17 protein-coding genes are annotated in these 17,034 nt (G+C 65.8%); 5 read left to right on the top strand and 12 right to left on the bottom strand.

Annotation, left to right across the window (positions count from 1 at the left end; all coding sequences use genetic code 11):
• Positions 1-10 precede the first annotated feature (10 nt).
• The 3 genes from ACN6KF_RS22550 to ACN6KF_RS22540 all read right to left on the bottom strand — a co-directional run bounded on the left by ACN6KF_RS22550 (position 11) and on the right by ACN6KF_RS22540 (position 1,982).
• Positions 11-766 carry an HvfC/BufC family peptide modification chaperone gene (locus ACN6KF_RS22550; protein ID WP_434958998.1) on the bottom strand — a complete coding sequence of 252 codons (756 nt, stop codon included), beginning with the start codon at positions 764-766 and terminating at the stop codon, positions 11-13.
• The gene (gene bufB, locus ACN6KF_RS22545; RefSeq protein WP_434958997.1) at positions 766-1,629 is read right to left on the bottom strand and encodes an MNIO family bufferin maturase; all 864 of its coding nucleotides are present in this window, start codon (positions 1,627-1,629) and stop codon (positions 766-768) included. The genes ACN6KF_RS22550 and bufB overlap by 1 nt, the downstream gene beginning before the upstream one ends.
• Positions 1,630-1,700: 71 nt before the next feature.
• Positions 1,701-1,982 (bottom strand): BufA1 family periplasmic bufferin-type metallophore, encoded by a 282-nt coding sequence (locus ACN6KF_RS22540; RefSeq protein WP_149252839.1) that lies wholly within the window; start codon positions 1,980-1,982, stop codon positions 1,701-1,703.
• Positions 1,983-2,311: 329 nt separating this feature from the next.
• Here ACN6KF_RS22540 and argC point away from each other — a divergent pair, with 329 nt between their 5' ends.
• Positions 2,312-3,271, top strand: a complete 960-nt coding sequence (argC, locus tag ACN6KF_RS22535; protein WP_434958996.1) for an N-acetyl-gamma-glutamyl-phosphate reductase — start codon at positions 2,312-2,314, stop codon at positions 3,269-3,271.
• 357 nt (positions 3,272-3,628) lie between these two features.
• Here argC and ACN6KF_RS22530 read toward each other — a convergent pair whose 3' ends face one another.
• Genes ACN6KF_RS22530 through ACN6KF_RS22520 form a run of 3 tightly spaced genes read right to left on the bottom strand, consistent with a single transcriptional unit; the run spans position 3,629 to position 5,992 of the window.
• A complete protein-coding gene (locus ACN6KF_RS22530; protein ID WP_434958995.1) occupies positions 3,629-4,180 on the bottom strand; it encodes a P-loop nucleotide/nucleoside kinase family protein in 552 nt (183 codons plus the stop codon).
• On the bottom strand, positions 4,177-5,070 hold the full coding sequence (locus ACN6KF_RS22525) for an ROK family protein (protein ID WP_434958994.1): 894 nt from the start codon (positions 5,068-5,070) through the stop codon (positions 4,177-4,179). The genes ACN6KF_RS22530 and ACN6KF_RS22525 overlap by 4 nt, the downstream gene beginning before the upstream one ends.
• A gap of 10 nt (positions 5,071-5,080) precedes the next feature.
• Entirely contained in the window at positions 5,081-5,992 is a 912-nt protein-coding gene (locus tag ACN6KF_RS22520) for a tagatose-bisphosphate aldolase (RefSeq protein WP_434958993.1), read from the bottom strand.
• 211 nt (positions 5,993-6,203) lie between these two features.
• Here ACN6KF_RS22520 and ACN6KF_RS22515 point away from each other — a divergent pair, with 211 nt between their 5' ends.
• A complete protein-coding gene (locus tag ACN6KF_RS22515; RefSeq protein ID WP_434958992.1) occupies positions 6,204-7,097 on the top strand; it encodes a sugar-binding transcriptional regulator in 894 nt (297 codons plus the stop codon).
• A gap of 92 nt (positions 7,098-7,189) precedes the next feature.
• Positions 7,190-7,993: a glycosyltransferase family protein gene (locus ACN6KF_RS22510; protein WP_434958991.1), complete on the top strand. Its 804-nt coding sequence runs from the start codon at positions 7,190-7,192 to the stop codon at positions 7,991-7,993.
• A gap of 49 nt (positions 7,994-8,042) precedes the next feature.
• On the opposite strand, the gene ACN6KF_RS22505 is transcribed toward ACN6KF_RS22510, so the two are convergent.
• The 4 genes from ACN6KF_RS22505 to ACN6KF_RS22490 are packed head-to-tail and all read right to left on the bottom strand — an operon-like array spanning position 8,043 to position 13,240.
• Entirely contained in the window at positions 8,043-8,606 is a 564-nt protein-coding gene (locus tag ACN6KF_RS22505) for a sarcosine oxidase subunit gamma (protein ID WP_434958990.1), read from the bottom strand.
• Positions 8,599-11,604 (bottom strand): sarcosine oxidase subunit alpha family protein, encoded by a 3,006-nt coding sequence (locus ACN6KF_RS22500; RefSeq protein WP_434958989.1) that lies wholly within the window; start codon positions 11,602-11,604, stop codon positions 8,599-8,601. Before ACN6KF_RS22500 ends, ACN6KF_RS22505 begins: the two co-directional genes overlap by 8 nt.
• The gene (locus tag ACN6KF_RS22495) at positions 11,601-11,936 is read right to left on the bottom strand and encodes a sarcosine oxidase subunit delta (RefSeq protein WP_434958988.1); all 336 of its coding nucleotides are present in this window, start codon (positions 11,934-11,936) and stop codon (positions 11,601-11,603) included. Before ACN6KF_RS22495 ends, ACN6KF_RS22500 begins: the two co-directional genes overlap by 4 nt.
• A gap of 8 nt (positions 11,937-11,944) precedes the next feature.
• Positions 11,945-13,240, bottom strand: coding sequence for a sarcosine oxidase subunit beta (locus ACN6KF_RS22490; protein WP_149255412.1), 1,296 nt, complete (start codon positions 13,238-13,240; stop codon positions 11,945-11,947).
• 405 nt (positions 13,241-13,645) lie between these two features.
• Between ACN6KF_RS22490 and ACN6KF_RS22485 the strand changes: the two genes are divergently transcribed.
• Positions 13,646-14,644, top strand: a complete 999-nt coding sequence (locus ACN6KF_RS22485) for a GlxA family transcriptional regulator (protein ID WP_434958987.1) — start codon at positions 13,646-13,648, stop codon at positions 14,642-14,644.
• Positions 14,645-14,664: 20 nt separating this feature from the next.
• Entirely contained in the window at positions 14,665-15,120 is a 456-nt protein-coding gene (locus ACN6KF_RS22480) for a hypothetical protein (RefSeq protein ID WP_434958986.1), read from the top strand.
• A 39-nt stretch (positions 15,121-15,159) separates the two neighbouring features.
• On the opposite strand, the gene ACN6KF_RS22475 is transcribed toward ACN6KF_RS22480, so the two are convergent.
• Together ACN6KF_RS22475 and ACN6KF_RS22470 are read right to left on the bottom strand one after the other, a co-directional pair.
• The gene (locus tag ACN6KF_RS22475; protein ID WP_434958985.1) at positions 15,160-15,819 is read right to left on the bottom strand and encodes a DUF1345 domain-containing protein; all 660 of its coding nucleotides are present in this window, start codon (positions 15,817-15,819) and stop codon (positions 15,160-15,162) included.
• 46 nt (positions 15,820-15,865) lie between these two features.
• Positions 15,866-16,777, bottom strand: a complete 912-nt coding sequence (locus tag ACN6KF_RS22470; protein ID WP_434958984.1) for a polyprenyl synthetase family protein — start codon at positions 16,775-16,777, stop codon at positions 15,866-15,868.
• Between the last annotated feature and the right edge of the window lie 257 nt (positions 16,778-17,034).

Raw genomic sequence — 17,034 nt, 5'->3', positions numbered from 1 at the left:
TCCGGCAGGTTCAGATCTCGAAGCGGCGGGCGATGCCGGCCGCAACCAGCCCCGCAATGGCGGCGGCTAGGTCGAAATCAGGGGTTTCGGCGAAAGCAGCCTCTGCCGCCGCCTCCAAGGGGTGCCGGGCCAGCAGGGTGGCCAGGAAGGCATGGCCGCCCGGCGGCAGGATCTGCACCTCGACATCGAGGCGGGGACGGGTCACCAGCACGTCTTCGCCGGACCAATCCGCGATCTCCCGCGCCTCGCCGCCGGCATTCATCTGCCAGATCGTCGCCACCGGGAAGGCCGAACGCAGGAGACGCGCCGCCGGATGGATCTCGACCCGCACTTCGTGCAGCCGTGCAGGATCGAGGCCGCTGAGGGCGGCCGGCGAGGCAGGCTCGGCATCGGCGGCGTGATAGGCCTGGGCCCGGGCAATCTCCAGGCGCATCACGTCGGGCAGATAGGCGACCGCCCGCGCCGGCTCGAAGGCTTCGGTAAAGGCCGGCAGATGATTGCCGTAATCGAGAAGCAGCGGCGAGCGCGGCGGATGCTCGCGCGCAAAGCGGATGGCGAGGGCCCGGAAGAAGTCGGCGCCGACGATGGCGATCGAGGCCGGAAAGCGACTCTCCAGTGCCGCGGCGAGGCCGAGCGCGACATTGTCGCGATAGACGGCGAAGCGCCGGTGCGGCGCCACGCCATTATGGGCGGCGAGCCCCTGCGGCAGCGCGGCGGCCGGGTCGAGCACGGCCTGCCGGAACGAGGATTGCATCTTGGCGAGCATCAGGCGGCCCTCGCTCGCATGACCCGTGCCATCGCGGCCTCGGCAAGCGCGGCCTCGCGGGCCAGCACCGGCCAGTCCGGCACGTCATTGTCCCATTCGATCAGGGTCGGCAGCCGCCCGGTCCGGGCGATGACGCGTTCATAGAGCGCCCAGACCGGATCGGCGACCGGCCGGTCATGGGCGTCGATCAAGAGCGGCGCGCCGGCATCGTCGACCGTCTCGGCATGGCCGGCGAGATGGATCTCGCCGACGAGATCAAGCGGGAAGCGATCGAGATAAGCTTCGGGCGAGGTCGCGTGATTGGTAGCGGAGACGAAGACATTGTTGATGTCGAGCAGCAGGCCGCAGCCGGTACGCCCCGCGATCTCGCGCAGGAAATCGGTCTCCTCGATGGTGCTCTCCTCGAACAGGAGATAGGTCGAGGGATTCTCCAGGAGCATGGGCCGCCCCAGCGTCTCCTGCACCTCATCGATATGCGCGCAGATACGCTGCAATGTTTCGGTGGTATAGGGCACCGGCAGGAGATCGTTGAGGAAGATCTCCTCATGGCTCGACCAGGCCAGGTGCTCCGAAAAGCTCGCCGGGCGATAGCGTTGTTCGAGCGCCTTCAGCCGGGCGAGATGATCCTTGTCGAGCGGCCGCGCCGCGCCGATCGACAGGCCGACGCCGTGCAGCGACAGTGAGTAGTTCTCGCAGATGGCCCGAAGCTGGGCATGCGGCGGACCGCCGGCACCCATGTAATTCTCGGCATGAACCTCGAAGAAGCCGATGTCGGGCCGGGTCACGAGAATGGTCTCGACATGCTCCGGCTTGAGCCCGGCGCCGGCGCGCAATGGCAGGGTCGTGCTGGTTGCTTTGCTCATGGCGTTCTCCGAGATGGGGAGGGCGCGGGAGCCATCGCCGTGAGGCGACGAGAGCCCCCGCGAGCTCGATATCAGCTCTTGACGGGCGTCAGCGAGCCCATGCCCGTCGGGGTCTTCATGGTGACGCAGCTGCCCTTGGGCACCAGCTTGAAGGACTGGCCGTCATAGTCGATCGTCGACGTGCCTGCACAGGAATGGGCACCGGCCGCGCAGTCGTTCTGGCCCTTGAGGGCGACGCCGTAGCACTTCTCCTTGGAATCGTCGGCCCTGGCGGGAGCCGACAGCAAAGCGGCGGCGCTGGCGACGGCGCCGGCGAGAGCGAAGGCGGTGCTGGCCTTGGTGAACACGGACATGGGAGTTTCCTTCTGTTGCTGGATGGCGGAAACGGCCTGTCGCCGCTCCGCATGAACAGGACTATGACCCGCTCCGGCAGCGGAGCCAAATCAAGTGAGCGTGCCGAAAACCACACTTTCTGCGCTAAAACATGTGATTCCAGCCGCTGTAACGATATTCGTCGCCGCGGCGTAAGTTGTTACCTCGTCGTTCCGAAGATGAGGATCAGGGTATGATCCGCGCGTGCCGGGAAGAACCCGCCCCATCGATCCGACATTGACAGTGACACCTCTTGCTCCGATATAGCCAGCGTTCCCGACAGCCCGCCTCTCCTCAAGGAGGATCAGACATGGCCGCCCTCTCCGATCTCGCCGAAAAGCCGCACCAGGCCGGCGCCGTCCGTACCGTCTTCATCGACGGCGAAGCCGGCACCACGGGCCTCGGCATCCGCGAGCGATTGGCGTCGGTGGCGCGCGTTGCCCTGCGCAGCATCGCGCCGGAACTGCGCAAGGACGTCGCGGCGAAGAAGGCGCTCCTGGCCGAAGTCGACCTCGTGGTGCTCTGCCTGCCCGATGCCGCCGCCAAGGAAACGGTGGCGCTGATCGGTGAACTCGACGGCCGCAAGCCCAAGGTGCTGGACGCCTCGACCGCCCATCGCGTCGCTCCCGGCTGGGTCTATGGCTTTGCCGAACTGGCGCCGGACCAGGCCGCCAGGATCGCAAGCGCCAGCCACGTCGCCAATCCCGGCTGCTACCCCACCGGGGCGATCGCCCTCCTGCGGCCGCTGGTCGATGCCGGCGTGATCCCGCAGGACTATCCCGTCACCGTCAATGCGGTGAGCGGCTATTCCGGCGGCGGCAAGTCGATGATCGAGGCCTATGAGGCCGGTACCGCGCCGTCCTTCGAACTCTACGGCCTGACACTCGAGCATAAGCATGTGCCGGAACTGCAGGCCTATACCGGCCTGACGCGCCGGCCGATCTTCGTGCCTTCCGTCGGCAATTTCCGCCAGGGCATGCTGGTCTCGGTGCCGCTGCATCTCGACACGCTGCCGGGCAAGCCGAAGGCAGCGGAGCTGCATGCGATTCTCGCCGACTATTATGCTGGTGCCAAGTTGGTGAACGTGGAGCCGCTGGACGGTGCTGGCAAGATCGAGGCGGAAGCGCTCAACGACACCGACCGGCTGGAGCTTCGCGTCTTCCCGAACGAAGCCCATCGCCAGGCGGTGCTGGTGGCGCGGCTGGACAATCTCGGCAAGGGCGCTTCCGGCGCGGCCGTGCAGAACATCCAGCTGATGCTGGGCGTCTGAGTACGCCTGCAGTCGGACCGGGCTTCTCGCGCTAGGGCCAGGAGTCCGCATAGCACTCGGCCAGGCCGAATAAAGCCGGATAATCCCTCCCCGGTTTCGGGGAAGGTGGCCTCGCGAAGCGAGGTCGAGTGGGGGCAAGTGGCACGACCTGCCATTCTATTGCCCTCGAAGCGCCCCTCCCCCTTCCGTCACTGCTCCGCAGCGACGACAGGAACATCTTCACTTTCGAAGATGTTCCGGACTTCCCCGAAACCGGGGAAGGATCACCCACGCTTCATTCCCGAAGCATCGGATGTGTATCTGCCCCTGTTCGCGGGGGAGCATGGCGGTCTCATCGCACGATGCGAGGCATACCGCTCACCCGTCCAAAACCTGATCCAGCCAGGCCAGCAGTTCCGCTTCGTCGAAGCCTGCTGCGGTGTCGATATCGAACAGCGGACCGCGCCTGAGCGGTTGGGCGCGTTGCGCCAATGCCACCAGCTCGGGCAGGAAGGCCTCGCCGGGATGGCCGGCATGGCGGGATGACAGGCGGGCGCGATAGCGTTCCACCAGGATGTCCGGCGGGGCATGGCACCAGATCTCCGCCGTGAGGCCGATCCCGGCCCGGGCAAGATAATCTTCCAGCACCTCGCGGGGCTGGAAGCCGAACCAGGCGTCCACCACGAAGGTCATGCCATCGGGTGCATCGCCGACGATCGACCAGATCGCCTGCGAGCTCGCCCGGCCGAGCTTGCGGTTATAGTCACGATCGCCCACGCCGAGATGGTCGAAGAACGGCTCCTTTACCGTATCGAGGCCGAGAATGGCCCAGCCGCGCGCATCGGCGACGAGGCGGGCAACGGAACTCTTGCCGCTGGCGGGAACGCCGTTGACCAGAACCGCCTTCTTCATGCGCAAGGCCTTCTTCATGGACCTGCCTCCCGCCTCCCGGCCAGGGCCGCCCCGATCACGCCGGCATCGTCACCCAACGTCGCGGCGGCAACCGGGCATTGATACCAGGCCGACAAGGCCGGCACGGTCTGCAGGGCAACCTCAGCGGCCTTGCCGAGCCCGCCGCCGAGCAGGACCAACGCCGGATCGAAGGCCGCCACCAGGCTGTCGATGGCGGCGCGCAGCGGCTCGGCCCAGGCCCTGATGACGGCCTCCGCCTGCCTGTCCCCATCGAGGCGAAGGCCAAGCAACTGGCCGGCCGTGATGGCCGCCGGCAGGCCGGCTTCGCGGATATGCCGCCCCAGCGCCGTGCCGGAACTGGTGGTCTCCACGCAGCCGCGCCGGCCGCAGGCACAGGGCAGGCCGCCGACATCGACGGTGACATGGCCGAACTGGCCGGCGCTGCGCCGGCCGCGCAACACCCTGCCCTCCAGCGCCACGGCGCCGCCGATACCGGTTCCGATCGTCAGCATCGCCACATTGGCGGTTCCCCGCGCCGCGCCGACAGCCATTTCGCCGACCAGCGCCATGTTGCAGTCATTGTCGACGAAGATCCGCTTGCCGGTACGTTCGGCCAGCACGGACGCGAGCGGCACGCTCGACAGATCGACATAGCCGCCCGAGAGAACCTCGCCGCGCAGCGCATCCACCCGGCCGGGCACGCCGATGCCGATGCTGCCCACGGCGGGACTGTCAAGGCGGTCGATCATCTCGGCCAACCTGTCGACGAGGGCCAGGGGTTCCGCCACGGTGCGCTCGGCGAGCCGTTGCAGGATCTCGCCTCCCGCCGCCACCCGCGCGGCCCTCAGATTGGTGCCGCCGATATCGATGCCGATCGCCTCGGGCTCAACCTCGGACTTGCTTGGCATGACCGGCCTCTCAGGCGGCTTGCGCCTTGACGAAATGTCGCTCGATCACCGCCTGGATCTCGCGCAGGCGTGGCACCGCGACGTTGCGCAGCCTGTCGGCCTGCACCGCGCGGTCGAGCGAGATGCAATCCTTCCATAGCGCCCGGCCGGCAATCACGCCCGAAGCGCCGTTGCGCATCGCGGTCTCGACCTGGCCGAGGAAGGTCGCATGGTCGACGCCGGCCGACAACACGGCCCAGGGCACGCCACCGGCAAGGCGGGAAACCGCGGCGCAGGCCTCCGCATGGCCGGGAAATGGCAGCTTCAATACTTTCGAACCGAGATCGAGGCAGATGCGGGTGCCCTCCACCACCAGTTCCGGGATCTTGGCCGCATAATCCTCGCGGCTTTCGCCGGGCAGGTCATAGGTGAGGAACTCCACCACCAGCAGCAGGTCCTCGCGGGCGAAATCCTCGATGCAGCGGCGCAGGATCTCGATGTTGTGGGCGTTGGCCTCGGGCCTGTCTGCCCGCAGATAGACCATGATCTTGCCGCCGGTGCCGCCGAGCTCGCGTACGCGGCGGGCATCGATGCCGGGCACCAGGCGCGAGAGGCGATAGCCTTCCGGCGAACGGTCGAAGCCGGACGCGTCGAGCCCGATCAGCAGCGCCACGTCCCGCGCCAGCACACCATCGTCCACCACCTTGGGCACGGCGCAGAGAGGATCGAGCAGTACGCAGGACGCCTCGTTGGCGAGATGGCGCACGATGTCGGCCTTGGTCTCGCCGAGCATCGCATCGCTGATCGCCGCCTGGTCGGCCGGGTCGCTCGCCAGGATGGTGCGCATGCCGCCGCGCTGGTCGCATGCGATCACCATCATGGCGCCATTGCCACCGCAGATCTGCCGGTAGCCGCGATATTCCGCCGTCGTCATCGCCGCCATGGCGTTCTTCTCCCTTTGCCTCGGCAGCTTCCATCGCGGCCGTTGCTTGTTTCCTGTCGAGCGGGTAGCGATCTTGCGATGGCAGGCCGAGAGACCGGTCAGCGATGTTCTTCCCTCTCTGTCATCATCGATGTAACATATTTCTGAAAGGAATTGCAAACTGTCGGACAGCCTGACCAGCGACGCCTCGGCCACACGCAAGACGCTGCACATGGTGGCGCGCCTTCACTATGAGTCCGACCTGTCGCAGGTCGAGATCGCCCGGCGCCTCGGCCTGTCGACGGCGACCATCTCGCGGCTGCTCCGCCGCGCGCGGGATGAAGGCATCGTCCGCATCGAGATCCGAGATTTCACCGCTCCCGAGGACCTGACCCGCGAGCTCGTCGAGGCCTTAGGCCTGCATAGGGCGGCGCTGGTGGAGACCAGCGAGGTCGGATTGCTGGCGTCGCTGGCCCAGCCCATCGGCGCGCTGCTGAAGGAAGCCGGGCTGAAGGATGGCTCGGTGCTCGCCATCGGCTGGGGCCGCGCCATCCGCGAGGTGATCCGCGCCGGGCTGCCCAGCATACCGGGCGTGATCACGGTGCCCGCGACCGGCGGCATGCAGCAGCCGGCCCCCCATTTCCAGATCAGCGAATTCGTGCGGCTGGCGGCCGAGCAACTCGGCGGCACGCCCCAATTCATCCACGCGCCCTATCTACCGTCGCAGGAATATCGCGACGCCTTCGTCAACGATCCCACCATCCGCGACCAGATCGCGCTGTGGGACCGCATCGATGCCGCCCTGGTGGGTGTCGGCCTGCCGCATGGGGTCGATCCGGTGCACGCCGGCGCCGCCACTTCGAGCGAACGCGCTTTGGTGCAGGCGGCTGGCGACGTGATCCGGCATTATTTCGACGAGGAGGGCAATCTGGTGCCCTGGGACGGCGACGAGCGCCTGATCGCGGTGTCGCCGGAGCAATTGCGGGCCGTCCCTCTCGTCATCGGCGTGGCCGTTTCCCCCGCCAAGGCGAAGTCGATCATCGGCGCCGTACGGGCAAGGCTGATCAACGCCGTCGTGACCGATACCGCGACGGCCGAAGCCATGCTTGCTCTGCTGCGGGGATAACCGCTCGAAAAGCCAGCGCCACGCCTTTCCTTCCCCCCGCCATGGAGGCCGGGGCCCTTGCGGTCGGGCTCAAGCTGAATCAGGATGGAAGCATGACCTCCCGTCCAAGCCGCACCGCCTCTCGCCACAACCCGCCCAGGGTTCTCATCCTGACCCCTATCAAGGACGCTGCCGATCTAGCGGAAACCTACCTGCAGAACCTCGAACGCCTGACCTATCCGAGCAAGGCGCTTTCGCTCGGCTTTCTGGAGAGCGACAGTCGCGATGGCACGCAGGAAGCTTTCCGGGCCATCGCCGACAAGCTCTCCAGGCGATTCAGGCGAACCGGCTTCTGGAAAAAGGATTTCGCCTTCCACATTCCCGACAACGTCCCCCGCTGGGCGCCCGATATCCAGACCCAGCGGCGCGCCGTGCTTGCCCGCAGCCGCAACCACCTGCTCTTCAATGCCCTCGCGGACGAGGACTGGGTGCTGTGGCTGGATGTCGACGTGGTCGAGTTTCCCGCCGACCTGATCGAGACGCTGCTATCCTACGACAAGGACATCCTTCAGCCCCATTGCGTGCTGCGCTATGGCGGCCCGACCTTCGACAAGAATGGCTGGCGCGACCACGGCCAATATTATCTGGAGCATCTGCGAGAGGAGGGTGAGATCGTTCCGCTCGACGCGGTCGGCGGCACCGTGCTGCTGGTGAGGGCCGATATCCACCGCGACGGCCTGATCTTTCCGCCCTTCTATTACGGCGAGCGCAATCCACTGGCGCGGGGCACCAAGGCCTATATCGAAACCTCCAGCTTCGGAGAGATCGAAACCGAGGGATTGGGCATGATGGCCGCCGATATGGGCCTGACCTGCTGGGGCCTGCCGCATCTCGAGGTCCGCCATCGCAACAAATAGGCGGTGACTCTTTCCAAGAGCCGGCTGAAAGCCGGCGGTCCCAGGAAGGTTACTTCACATATTCCCGCGCGGCCTGCTCGAGCTGGCCATGTAAATAGTCGGTGAAGGAACGCCAGACCTCGACGTGGAAATCGCTCGCACCCTTGCGCCACAGCACGATCTCCGCCTTGGCGTAGAGCGTGCGCGTGGCGGTGCCGACGGGAAAGGCCTTGGGGTCGAGATCCAGCATGACGCCGGCATTCAGCACATCGGCGGCCAGCGAACCCGAGACCAGGACGCCGATATTGCGGTGGCTGACATCCACCAGCGAATGGGGCTCCTGGACGGCGGCCTCGATGGCGGCATAGGCCTCGGCCTCGCCATTCTCCGGCGCAAGCAGCAGCCACTCGTCCGGGCCGAGCTTGAAGGCGGTGCGCGTGCCGTCGGTGGTGGCGGTGTTGATTGCCGTCGGCAGGGCCAGTCCGAAGGCCTGGCCGGCCGCGGCCGCAGCGCTGTCCGGTCCGCGCAGCACCAGACGGGCGCCGCGTGGCGCCGCCTCGATGGTGAGGCGGCTGCGGGCGGTGATCGGCGCGATGCCGTCGAGCGGATCGCGGCGGGTTGCAGTATCAGCCATTGAGCCGCGCTCCTTCCTTGTCGATGAAGATAGGGTCGACCACCGTCACGGCAATCGAGCCGCCGGGCATCGGCACATAGACCGTCTCGCCATAGCGCGAACGGCCACGCTCGAGATTGGCGAGGGCGATGGAGCGGCCGAGATTGGCGCTCCAATAGGCCGAGGTGACATGGCCGAGGGCATGCTCGCCTAGGGCGGGCTGCGCCACCTCGGTGATCTGGGCGCCCTCTTCCAGCACCACGCCGGGATCGACGGTGGCGAGGCCGACGAACTGCTTGCGGTTGAGATCCTGCAAATCGGGCCGCATCAGGCCGCGCTTGCCGACAAAGTCCGCCTTGGCCTTGCCCACGGCCCAGCCGACGCCAGCTTCGTCCGGGGTCAGCGTGCCGTCGGTGTCCTGGCCGACGATGATGTAGCCCTTCTCGGCGCGCAGCACATGCATCGCCTCGGTGCCATAGGCGCAGCCATCATATTTGACGACCTCGGCATGGATGGCCTGCCACACCGCACGGCCATAGGCCGCCGGCACGTTCACCTCGAAGCCAGCCTCGCCGGTGAAGCTCATGCGGAACAGCCGGGTGGGAACGCCGCAGATGCGGCCCTCCTTCACCGACATGTGCGGCATGCCGTCCTTGGAGATGTCAATACCCTCGACCAGGGGCGCCAGCACGTCGCGGGCATGCGGCCCCTGCACGGCGATGACGGCCCATTGCTCGGTGGTGGAGGTGAACCAGACCTTGAGGTCGGTCCACTCGGTCTGGAGATAGTCCTCCATATGCGAAAGCACGCGAGGCGCCCCGCCCGTGGTGGTGGTGACATGGAAGCGGTCCGGAGCCATGCGGCCGACCACGCCGTCGTCATAGACGAAGCCGTCGTCGCGGGTCATGATGCCGTAGCGCAGGCGGCCCGGCTCCAGCTTCATGAACGGGTTGACATAGATGCGGTGCATGAACTCCGCCGCATCCGGGCCGACGACCTCGATCTTGCCAAGCGTGGTCGCGTCGAACATGCCGACCTTGTCGCGCACCGTCTTGCACTCGCGATTGACCGCGTCATGCATGCTCTCGCCGGCCCGAGGATAGTACCAGGCGCGCTTCCACAGGCCGACATCCTCGAACACCGCGCCCAATTCGACCTCGGCCTCGTGCATCGGGGTCTTGCGCACGGGATCGAACAGGTCCCCGCGCGCCGTGCCGGCGAACAGGCCGAAGCTGGTCGGGGTATAGGGCGGGCGGAAAGTTGTCAGGCCGACCTGCGGCACCTTCTTGTCAATAGCCTTGGCGGCGATCGCCAGCGCATTGATGTTGGAGGTCTTGCCCTGGTCGGTCGCCATGCCCGTGGTGGTGTAGCGCTTGACATGCTCGATCGAGCGAAAGCCCTCGCGCGTCGCCAGCTTAATGTCCTTGGCGGTGACATCGTGCTGGAAGTCGACGAAGGCCTTGACCTTGGCGGCATTGCGGTCATGCGGCAAGGCGCCGGTGTAGAACCCTTCGGGAGAGGTCTCGCCATCGACGTCGAAGGTCTTGAGCGCGCCCCTGTCGAAACCGGCATCGCGCCCGGCCTCGTGGCCGGCGGCAAAGCCGTCATTGATCACCGCGCCGAAGTCGAACACGCCGCGGCAGGCGCCGGCGGAGCGCTCCTCGTCGCGAGCAAAGCCCGGCACGAAGATCTGCTTGGCTTCGTCATAACGCAGCTTGCCGCGCGACTGCGAGAACAGGTGCACCGTCGGCGTCCAGCCGCCCGACATCAGCACAAGATCGCAGGAGACGGTCTCACGATCACTGACGCTGACGCCATCCGTGGCGACCCGGCCAAGCCTGACCGCATTGACACGCAAGCGCCCGCTGGTGCCCATCATCGTCGCGCCGAGGTTGACGCGGATGCCGGCCTCCCGGGCAGCACCGACCAGCGCACCGCCATCGGTCCTGATATCGGCGATCACGGCGATCTCGACGCCGGCGGCCTTAAGGTCGAGCGCGGCCTGGTAGGCGGTGTCGCAGGCGGTAAACACCACCGCGCGGTTGCCCGGCTTGACGCCGTAGCGGTTGACATAGGTGCGGGCCGCATCGGCCAGCATGATGCCCGGACGGTCGTTCTCCGGGAACACCAGGGGACGCTCGATCGCACCGGCTGCGATGACGACCTGTTTGGCGCGCACCTGCCAGAGCCGTTCGCGCGGCGTGCGGGCTTCCGGCTGGGCCACATGGTCGGTCAGCCTTTCGGCCAGCGCGACGAAATTGTCCGAATACCAGCCGAAGGCGGTGGTGCGCGGCATCAGCCGGACACGATCGTTGAGGGCCAGCGACATGATGATGTCGGTGGCCCAGTCGCGCGCCGCCCGGCCTTCGATGGTGGCCGTGGTCTCCGTCAGCAGCGAGCCGCCGAGCTCGGCTTGCTCGTCGACCAGGATCACCGAGGCGCCGGTCTCGGCCGCGGCGATGGTGGCCGCCAGGCCCGCCGGCCCGGAGCCCACCACCAGCACGTCGCAATGGGCATAGCGGTTGAGGTAGCGGTCGGGATCGGCCACCTTGGGCGCCTCACCGAAGCCGGCGGCAGCGCGGATCCTCGGCTCGTAGACCTTCTTCCAGAAGCTCTGCGGCCACATGAAGGTCTTGTAGTAGAAGCCCGAGGCCAGGAAGGGCGACATCGCGTCGTTGACGGCGCCGGCATCGAATTTCAGCGAAGGCCAGCGATTCTGGCTTGTCGCGACGAGGCCTTCATAGAGCTCGACCTGCGTGGCGCGCAGATTGGGCGTGGTGCGTCCGGCATCCCGGATCACCGTCACCATCGCATTCGCCTCTTCCGAACCTGATGACATGATGCCACGCGGCCGGTGATATTTGAAGGAGCGGCCGATCAGGTGCACGCCATTGGCGAGCAAAGCGGAGGCGAGCGTATCGCCACGCACGCCCTGATAGGCGATGCCGTCGAAGGTGAAGTTGATCGGCTTGGCGCGATCGATGCGGCCGCCGGCCGCCGTACGGAGAGAGGCGGTCACGCGCGCGCCTCCTTATTGGAGGGCGTGGCGGCGGCAAGCTCGGCGGCGAGCGCCGCCAGATCGGGCTTGGGCTCGCCCTGCTTGTAGGTCTTCACGAACTTGTCGGTCACGGTATGGCGCACGGCGTTGAAGAAGCGTGCGCAGCCATGCACATGGCGCCAGCGCTCGGCGATCAGCCCCTTGGGATTGGAGCGTGTGTAGAGGAAGCCTTCCCAGACCTCGTCCGTCGGATTGTCGGCGAAGGCGGGGCGGGCGATATGCGCCTCGCCCATGTTGCGGAACTCCAGTTCCGGGCGATCCTGTTCGCAATAAGGGCAGCGAATGAGCAGCATGACGGTCCTCAGTGCGCGACGGCGGCGGCGGCCGCTTCGTCGATCAGGCGTCCGGTGCGGAAGCGATCGAGAGTGAAGGGAGCGGCGATCGGATGGGGTTCGCCTGTCGCCACCGTATGGGCGAAGACGTGGCCCGAGCCCGGCGTCGCCTTGAAGCCGCCCGTGCCCCAGCCGCAATTGACGAACAGGCCAGGTACCGGGGTCTTCGAGAGGATGGGCGAGCGATCGGGCGTGACGTCGACGATACCGCCCCAGTTGCGCATCATGCGGGTGCGGCGAACCACCGGGAAAAGCTCGCAGATCGCGTCCAGCGTGTGGGCCGCGATGTGCAGGCCGCCCGTCTGCGAATAGGAGACATATTGGTCGGTTCCGGCACCGATGACGAGGTCGCCCTTGTCCGATTGCGACATATAGGCATGCACGGTGTTCGACATCACCACGCAGGGCATGATCGGCTTCAACGGCTCCGACACCAACGCCTGCAGAGGATAGCTTTCCAGCGGCATGCGCACACCGGCCATGTCCATCACCACCGAGGTGTGGCCAGCGGCGACGACGCCGAGCTTCTTGGTCCGGATCGTGCCCCTGGAGGTCTCCACCCCGGAGACGGCGCCTGAGGCATCGCGCAGGATGCCGGTAACCTCGCAGTTCTGGATGATGTCGACGCCCAGCGCATCGGCGGCGCGGGCATAGCCCCAAGCCACCGCGTCGTGGCGAGCGACGCCGCCGCGCCTTTGCAGGGCGGCGCCCATGATCGGATAGCGGATGTCCTTGGAGATGTTGAGGATCGGACAGAATTCCTTCGCCTCTTCCGGCGTCAGCCATTCATTGTCGATGCCGGCCAGGCGATTGGCATGGATATGGCGCTTGAATACCTGGATGTCGTGCACATTGTGCGCCAGCATCATCACGCCGCGGGCCGAATACATCACGTTGTAGTTCAGCACCTGGGACAGGTTCTGCCACAGCTTCATCGCGTGGTCGTAGAGCTTGCCGCTCTCCTCCCACAGATAGTTGGAGCGGATGATGGTGGTGTTGCGGCCGGTATTGCCGCCGCCCAGCCAGCCCTTTTCGAGCACGGCGATATTGGTCATGCCATGCTCGGCAGCCATGTAATAGGCGGTGGCGAGGCCATGCCCGCCGGCGCCGATGATGATGGCGTCGTAGCTGGCCTTCGGTTCGGGCGAGCGCCATTGCTCGGGCCAGTCCTGATGACCACGCAGCGCATTGCGCGCCAGGGAAAAGACAGAAAACCGCACGTGTTGCCGCCCGTTGGATGGAGTCTTGAATGGGGCGACTATCATCACCCCGGCCGGGGCCAGTCTAGCACGGAAGCGACGCGCCTTTTGTCGCATTGGAAGAAATTGCACAAAAGGCGCTATCTTCCATGCCCCGTAAAGGACGCATTTGGGATAGTATTTGACCATTGGGTCGCATCCGAATATCTCATACTTGTCAATTTACGACATTAAACGCGACATATGGTCGGCCCCACATCAGAATTCTTCAAAAAATGTCGCAATATCGTCTCGGTTCGTCGTTTCGAAGAACGCGGTACAAACCGCCCCGCAACCGACGCTTTTGACCACAATGGGCGCGTAGATGCCCGATGCCATCATGAGGGCGAGCGCTCCGTCTGGTGCGCTTTCCCGCCTCCGTCACGCTTCGTACCGCCGGCCCCCCGGCGGAGGTCCCAGGGAGAATCGCGTATGAATATCCGGCCGGATATCGGCGCCACGCATACCGTCGGCCTTCTGCTCACCCCCAACTTCTCGATGATCGCTTTCGCGGCGGCTGTGGAGGTCCTGCGCCTGACGAATTACGTCACCGGCGCCAAGGCCTTCGCCTGGCGGCTCTATTCGCCTGACGGCCAGCCGATCGAGGCGTCGAACGGGGTGGCATTGGCGGTCGACGGTTCCTATGCCGATGTCGGGCCGATGCCGGAGATCATCGTGTGCTCCGGCATGGACGTGCAGAAATACGATCACGGCTCGCTGATCGCCAAGCTGCGCAAGCTCGCCTTCTACGGCGTCTCGATCGGCGCCGTGTGCACGGGCACCTATATCCTTGCCAAGGCCGGTCTGCTCGACGGCCATCGCTGCGCCATCCATTGGGAAAACTACGACAGCTTCCGCGAGGAATTCCCTGAGATCGATGCCACGCAGGAACTGTTCGAGATCGACCGCAATCGCTTCACCTGCGCGGGCGGCACCGCCTCGATCGACATGATGCTGGCGCTGATCACCGCCAAGAAAGGTGCTGTCATCAGCGCCCTCGTTACCGACGAACTCATCCATCATCGCATGCGCGATTCCCACGAGCGCCAGCGCATGGAACTGCGCGCGCGTTTGGGCGTCTCCCATCCCAAGCTCCTCGCCGTGATCGGCGAGATGGACAAGCGCCTGGAACGTCCGGTGTCCTGCGCCCAGCTCGCCCGGACCGTGCGCCTGTCGCCACGCCAGCTCGAACGGCTGTTCCAGCGCTATCTCGATACCACGCCGACCCGCTACTATCTCGAAATGCGCCTCAACCGCGCCCGCCAGCTCCTGCGCCAGACCTCGATGCCGATCCTTTCGGTGGGCCTGGCCTGCGGCTTCGTCTCCGCCTCGCACTTCTCCAAATGCTATTCCGAGCATTTCGACCGCACGCCGTCCGAGGAGCGCAAGGGCATGCGGGTGGAACGCAACGTGGCGACCGCCATCGCCTGACCGCGCGCATGCAAAGCCGAATGGTTCTGATCGTCAGGCTCGCTATCGCCACGGCAATGCTGGTGGCGATGCCGGCTGCCGCGATTGCCATGGCTGAGGACTCCGATGGACCGACGGCCATGCTCAAGGTCGGCGGCAAGGCCGGCCCCCTGAGTTGCTGGTCCAGGCCCATCCCCTGCCGGACGGCATCCGGCGAGCCGGATTACTGTTCCAAGCCCGCTCCTTGTCCTGCAGGGACCAGGACCATTCAGCTCGAAGGCGGGGAGGGCAAGCCGGCGATCTACGCCGGCGTCGCGCCGCCCCCCATCGCGGCGGCGGATGGAAACCATGAGGTAATGCGGCACGCGGTCGGCCGGGCCTGGAAGGCCGGACGATGCCTTGCCGTGTTCGGTCGCTTTACGCGCAGTGGTGCCGTTGCCGCACCACTCCTATCGGTCGAACGCGTTGTCGGTCCCTGCAGCAGTCCGCAACGGTAATGGAGGCAGGCTTTTCCTGGAAAGGCTGCGACGCCGCCGTCAGTTCCCACCCAGCAACCCGGCCGCGATGTTGATCGCCAGGGCCAGGATGGTGGCGTTGAAGAAGAACGAGAACACCGCATGGGCGGCGACGATGCGGCGCATCGGCCGCGAACGCAGATTGGTGTCCGACGTCGCCGAGGAAGCCCCGATCGCTACGGAAAAATAGACGAAATCCCAATAATCCGGCGGTTCGGGGTCACCGCCGAAATCCAGGCTCGGTTTACCCGGCCGGCCGCCGTCATTGTAATAGATATGGGCGTAATGGATGGCGAAGATGGTATGGATGAAGAACCAGGAACAGACGATGGTCGCCACCATCAGCGGCAATGACAGGCTATCGCTGTCAGCCTGGTTCTTGGTTGCCTGAAGCTCGAAGATCACCCCGGCAAAGCTGGTGGCGGCGGCCAGCATCGACAGGATCAGAATGGTCACGGCACCTTCGTCAAGGGAATCAGCCCGGTGGCTGAAGCGATCCGGTGGCAGGCGCGACAGCTTGTAGCTGACGATGACGACGAAAATCGCGGTGGCTAGGCACCACCCTGCCAACAGGCGTTCGAGCCAGGGCAGGCCCGGTATGACGAGACCAAGAGCCATGCCAGCGACGAGGCTCCAGAGCAGGACCGGCCTGGCGGTCAGCGGACGCAGGAAATGCCTCACCTCAGTGGTCTCGCTCGCCGTCTCGCGTGGAGCCCCACTTGGAATCTCACTTGCGCCTGTCCGCCGTGAAGCGGGCGGCGGCGCGCAGGATATCCGCCTCGGCACCGAAACCGGCAAGGGCGCCGAGGGCATCGCCGGTAAGACGCTCGAGCTCGGCCCGTGCCTTGTCCACGCCCCACAGGCTGACCAATGTCGCCTTGCCGCGGTCGGCATCCTTGCCGGTGGCCTTGCCAAGCTCCGCGCTCGAGGCTTCGATGTCGAGAATGTCGTCGGCGATCTGGAAGGCGGCGCCCAGAGCGCGTCCATAGGACAGCAGGGTCTGATAAACCGGCGCATCGGCACGCCCGATGACCGCACCCATCTCCACCGCGCACGACAGGATCGCGCCCGTTTTCATCGCCTGGAGCTGGGCGATGGCCTGCGCCGAGAGCTCGGCTGTTCCTTCGAAACGCCCTTCCGCCTCGAGGTCCAGCATCTGGCCACCGGCCATGCCCGCACCGCCGGCGGCCTTGGCCAGCAGGCGCACCAGTTCGGCCCGCATGCCCGCATCGGTGCCGGTCGCGGCATCCGCAAGGGTCTCGAAGGCCAGGGTCTGCAACGCATCCCCGGCCAGGATGGCGGTGGCCTCGTCATAGGCAAGATGCAGCGTCGGCTTGCCACGCCGCAACGCGTCGTCATCCATCGCCGGCAGATCGTCATGAGCGAGGCTATAGACATGTACAAGCTCGATCGCCGCACCCGCACGCAGAGCGGTAGTCTGATCGCCCTTCAGGAGGCGAGCCGTTTCGACCACCAGGAAGGGGCGCAGCCGCTTGCCACCGCCCAGAACCGCATAGCGCATCGCGCCCAGCAGCCGTGCCGGCACCGGCGGCGTGGTGGCGACGTCGAAGATCGCCACCAGCACATCTTCGATCTCACTGGCGACAGAGGCGAGGCGGTGATGGAAATCGATGGTCATGGATTGCTCATAGGAACTTTCCTCTCCTAGAGCAAAGCGCGTTTAGATGGAAACGCTTGTTTGCTCTAACTCCTTGGTTCCAAGCCAATCCGATGGATTGGCTAAAGCGTCTTTGCGATTCTTGGCGATGCCGCCAAGTCGCAAAAACGCTTTAGCCCGGGAAAGGATGACGCAAGATTATCGGCAAGCAGTTTCTGACGGCTGCGCTGATGGAACGCGAAACGGGTCGCCGCGTTCCATCGATCGTCTCACATCCC

Source organism: Labrys methylaminiphilus subsp. lupini (genome assembly GCF_051161885.1).
Lineage (GTDB): Bacteria > Pseudomonadota > Alphaproteobacteria > Rhizobiales > Labraceae > Labrys.
Note: the sequence above shows the minus strand (reverse complement) of the source record. Positions and strands in the feature narration are given on the sequence as shown.

Excerpts from the sequence above, each read along its gene's own strand:
- argC (WP_434958996.1), top strand. The coding sequence starts at position 2,312 with ATGGCCGCCCTCTCCGATCTCGCCGAAAAGCCGCACCAGGCCGGCGCC.
- ACN6KF_RS22540 (WP_149252839.1), bottom strand. The coding sequence starts at position 1,982 with ATGTCCGTGTTCACCAAGGCCAGCACCGCCTTCGCTCTCGCCGGCGCC.
- ACN6KF_RS22510 (WP_434958991.1), top strand. The coding sequence starts at position 7,190 with ATGACCTCCCGTCCAAGCCGCACCGCCTCTCGCCACAACCCGCCCAGG.
- ACN6KF_RS22515 (WP_434958992.1), top strand. The coding sequence starts at position 6,204 with ATGGTGGCGCGCCTTCACTATGAGTCCGACCTGTCGCAGGTCGAGATC.
- ACN6KF_RS22530 (WP_434958995.1), bottom strand. The coding sequence starts at position 4,180 with ATGAAGAAGGCCTTGCGCATGAAGAAGGCGGTTCTGGTCAACGGCGTT.
- ACN6KF_RS22485 (WP_434958987.1), top strand. The coding sequence starts at position 13,646 with ATGAATATCCGGCCGGATATCGGCGCCACGCATACCGTCGGCCTTCTG.
- ACN6KF_RS22490 (WP_149255412.1), bottom strand. The coding sequence starts at position 13,240 with ATGATAGTCGCCCCATTCAAGACTCCATCCAACGGGCGGCAACACGTG.
- ACN6KF_RS22505 (WP_434958990.1), bottom strand. The coding sequence starts at position 8,606 with ATGGCTGATACTGCAACCCGCCGCGATCCGCTCGACGGCATCGCGCCG.
- bufB (WP_434958997.1), bottom strand. The coding sequence starts at position 1,629 with ATGAGCAAAGCAACCAGCACGACCCTGCCATTGCGCGCCGGCGCCGGG.
- ACN6KF_RS22470 (WP_434958984.1), bottom strand. The coding sequence starts at position 16,777 with ATGACCATCGATTTCCATCACCGCCTCGCCTCTGTCGCCAGTGAGATC.
- ACN6KF_RS22550 (WP_434958998.1), bottom strand. The coding sequence starts at position 766 with ATGCTCGCCAAGATGCAATCCTCGTTCCGGCAGGCCGTGCTCGACCCG.
- ACN6KF_RS22520 (WP_434958993.1), bottom strand. The coding sequence starts at position 5,992 with ATGGCGGCGATGACGACGGCGGAATATCGCGGCTACCGGCAGATCTGC.
- ACN6KF_RS22525 (WP_434958994.1), bottom strand. The coding sequence starts at position 5,070 with ATGCCAAGCAAGTCCGAGGTTGAGCCCGAGGCGATCGGCATCGATATC.
- ACN6KF_RS22495 (WP_434958988.1), bottom strand. The coding sequence starts at position 11,936 with ATGCTGCTCATTCGCTGCCCTTATTGCGAACAGGATCGCCCGGAACTG.
- ACN6KF_RS22480 (WP_434958986.1), top strand. The coding sequence starts at position 14,665 with ATGGTTCTGATCGTCAGGCTCGCTATCGCCACGGCAATGCTGGTGGCG.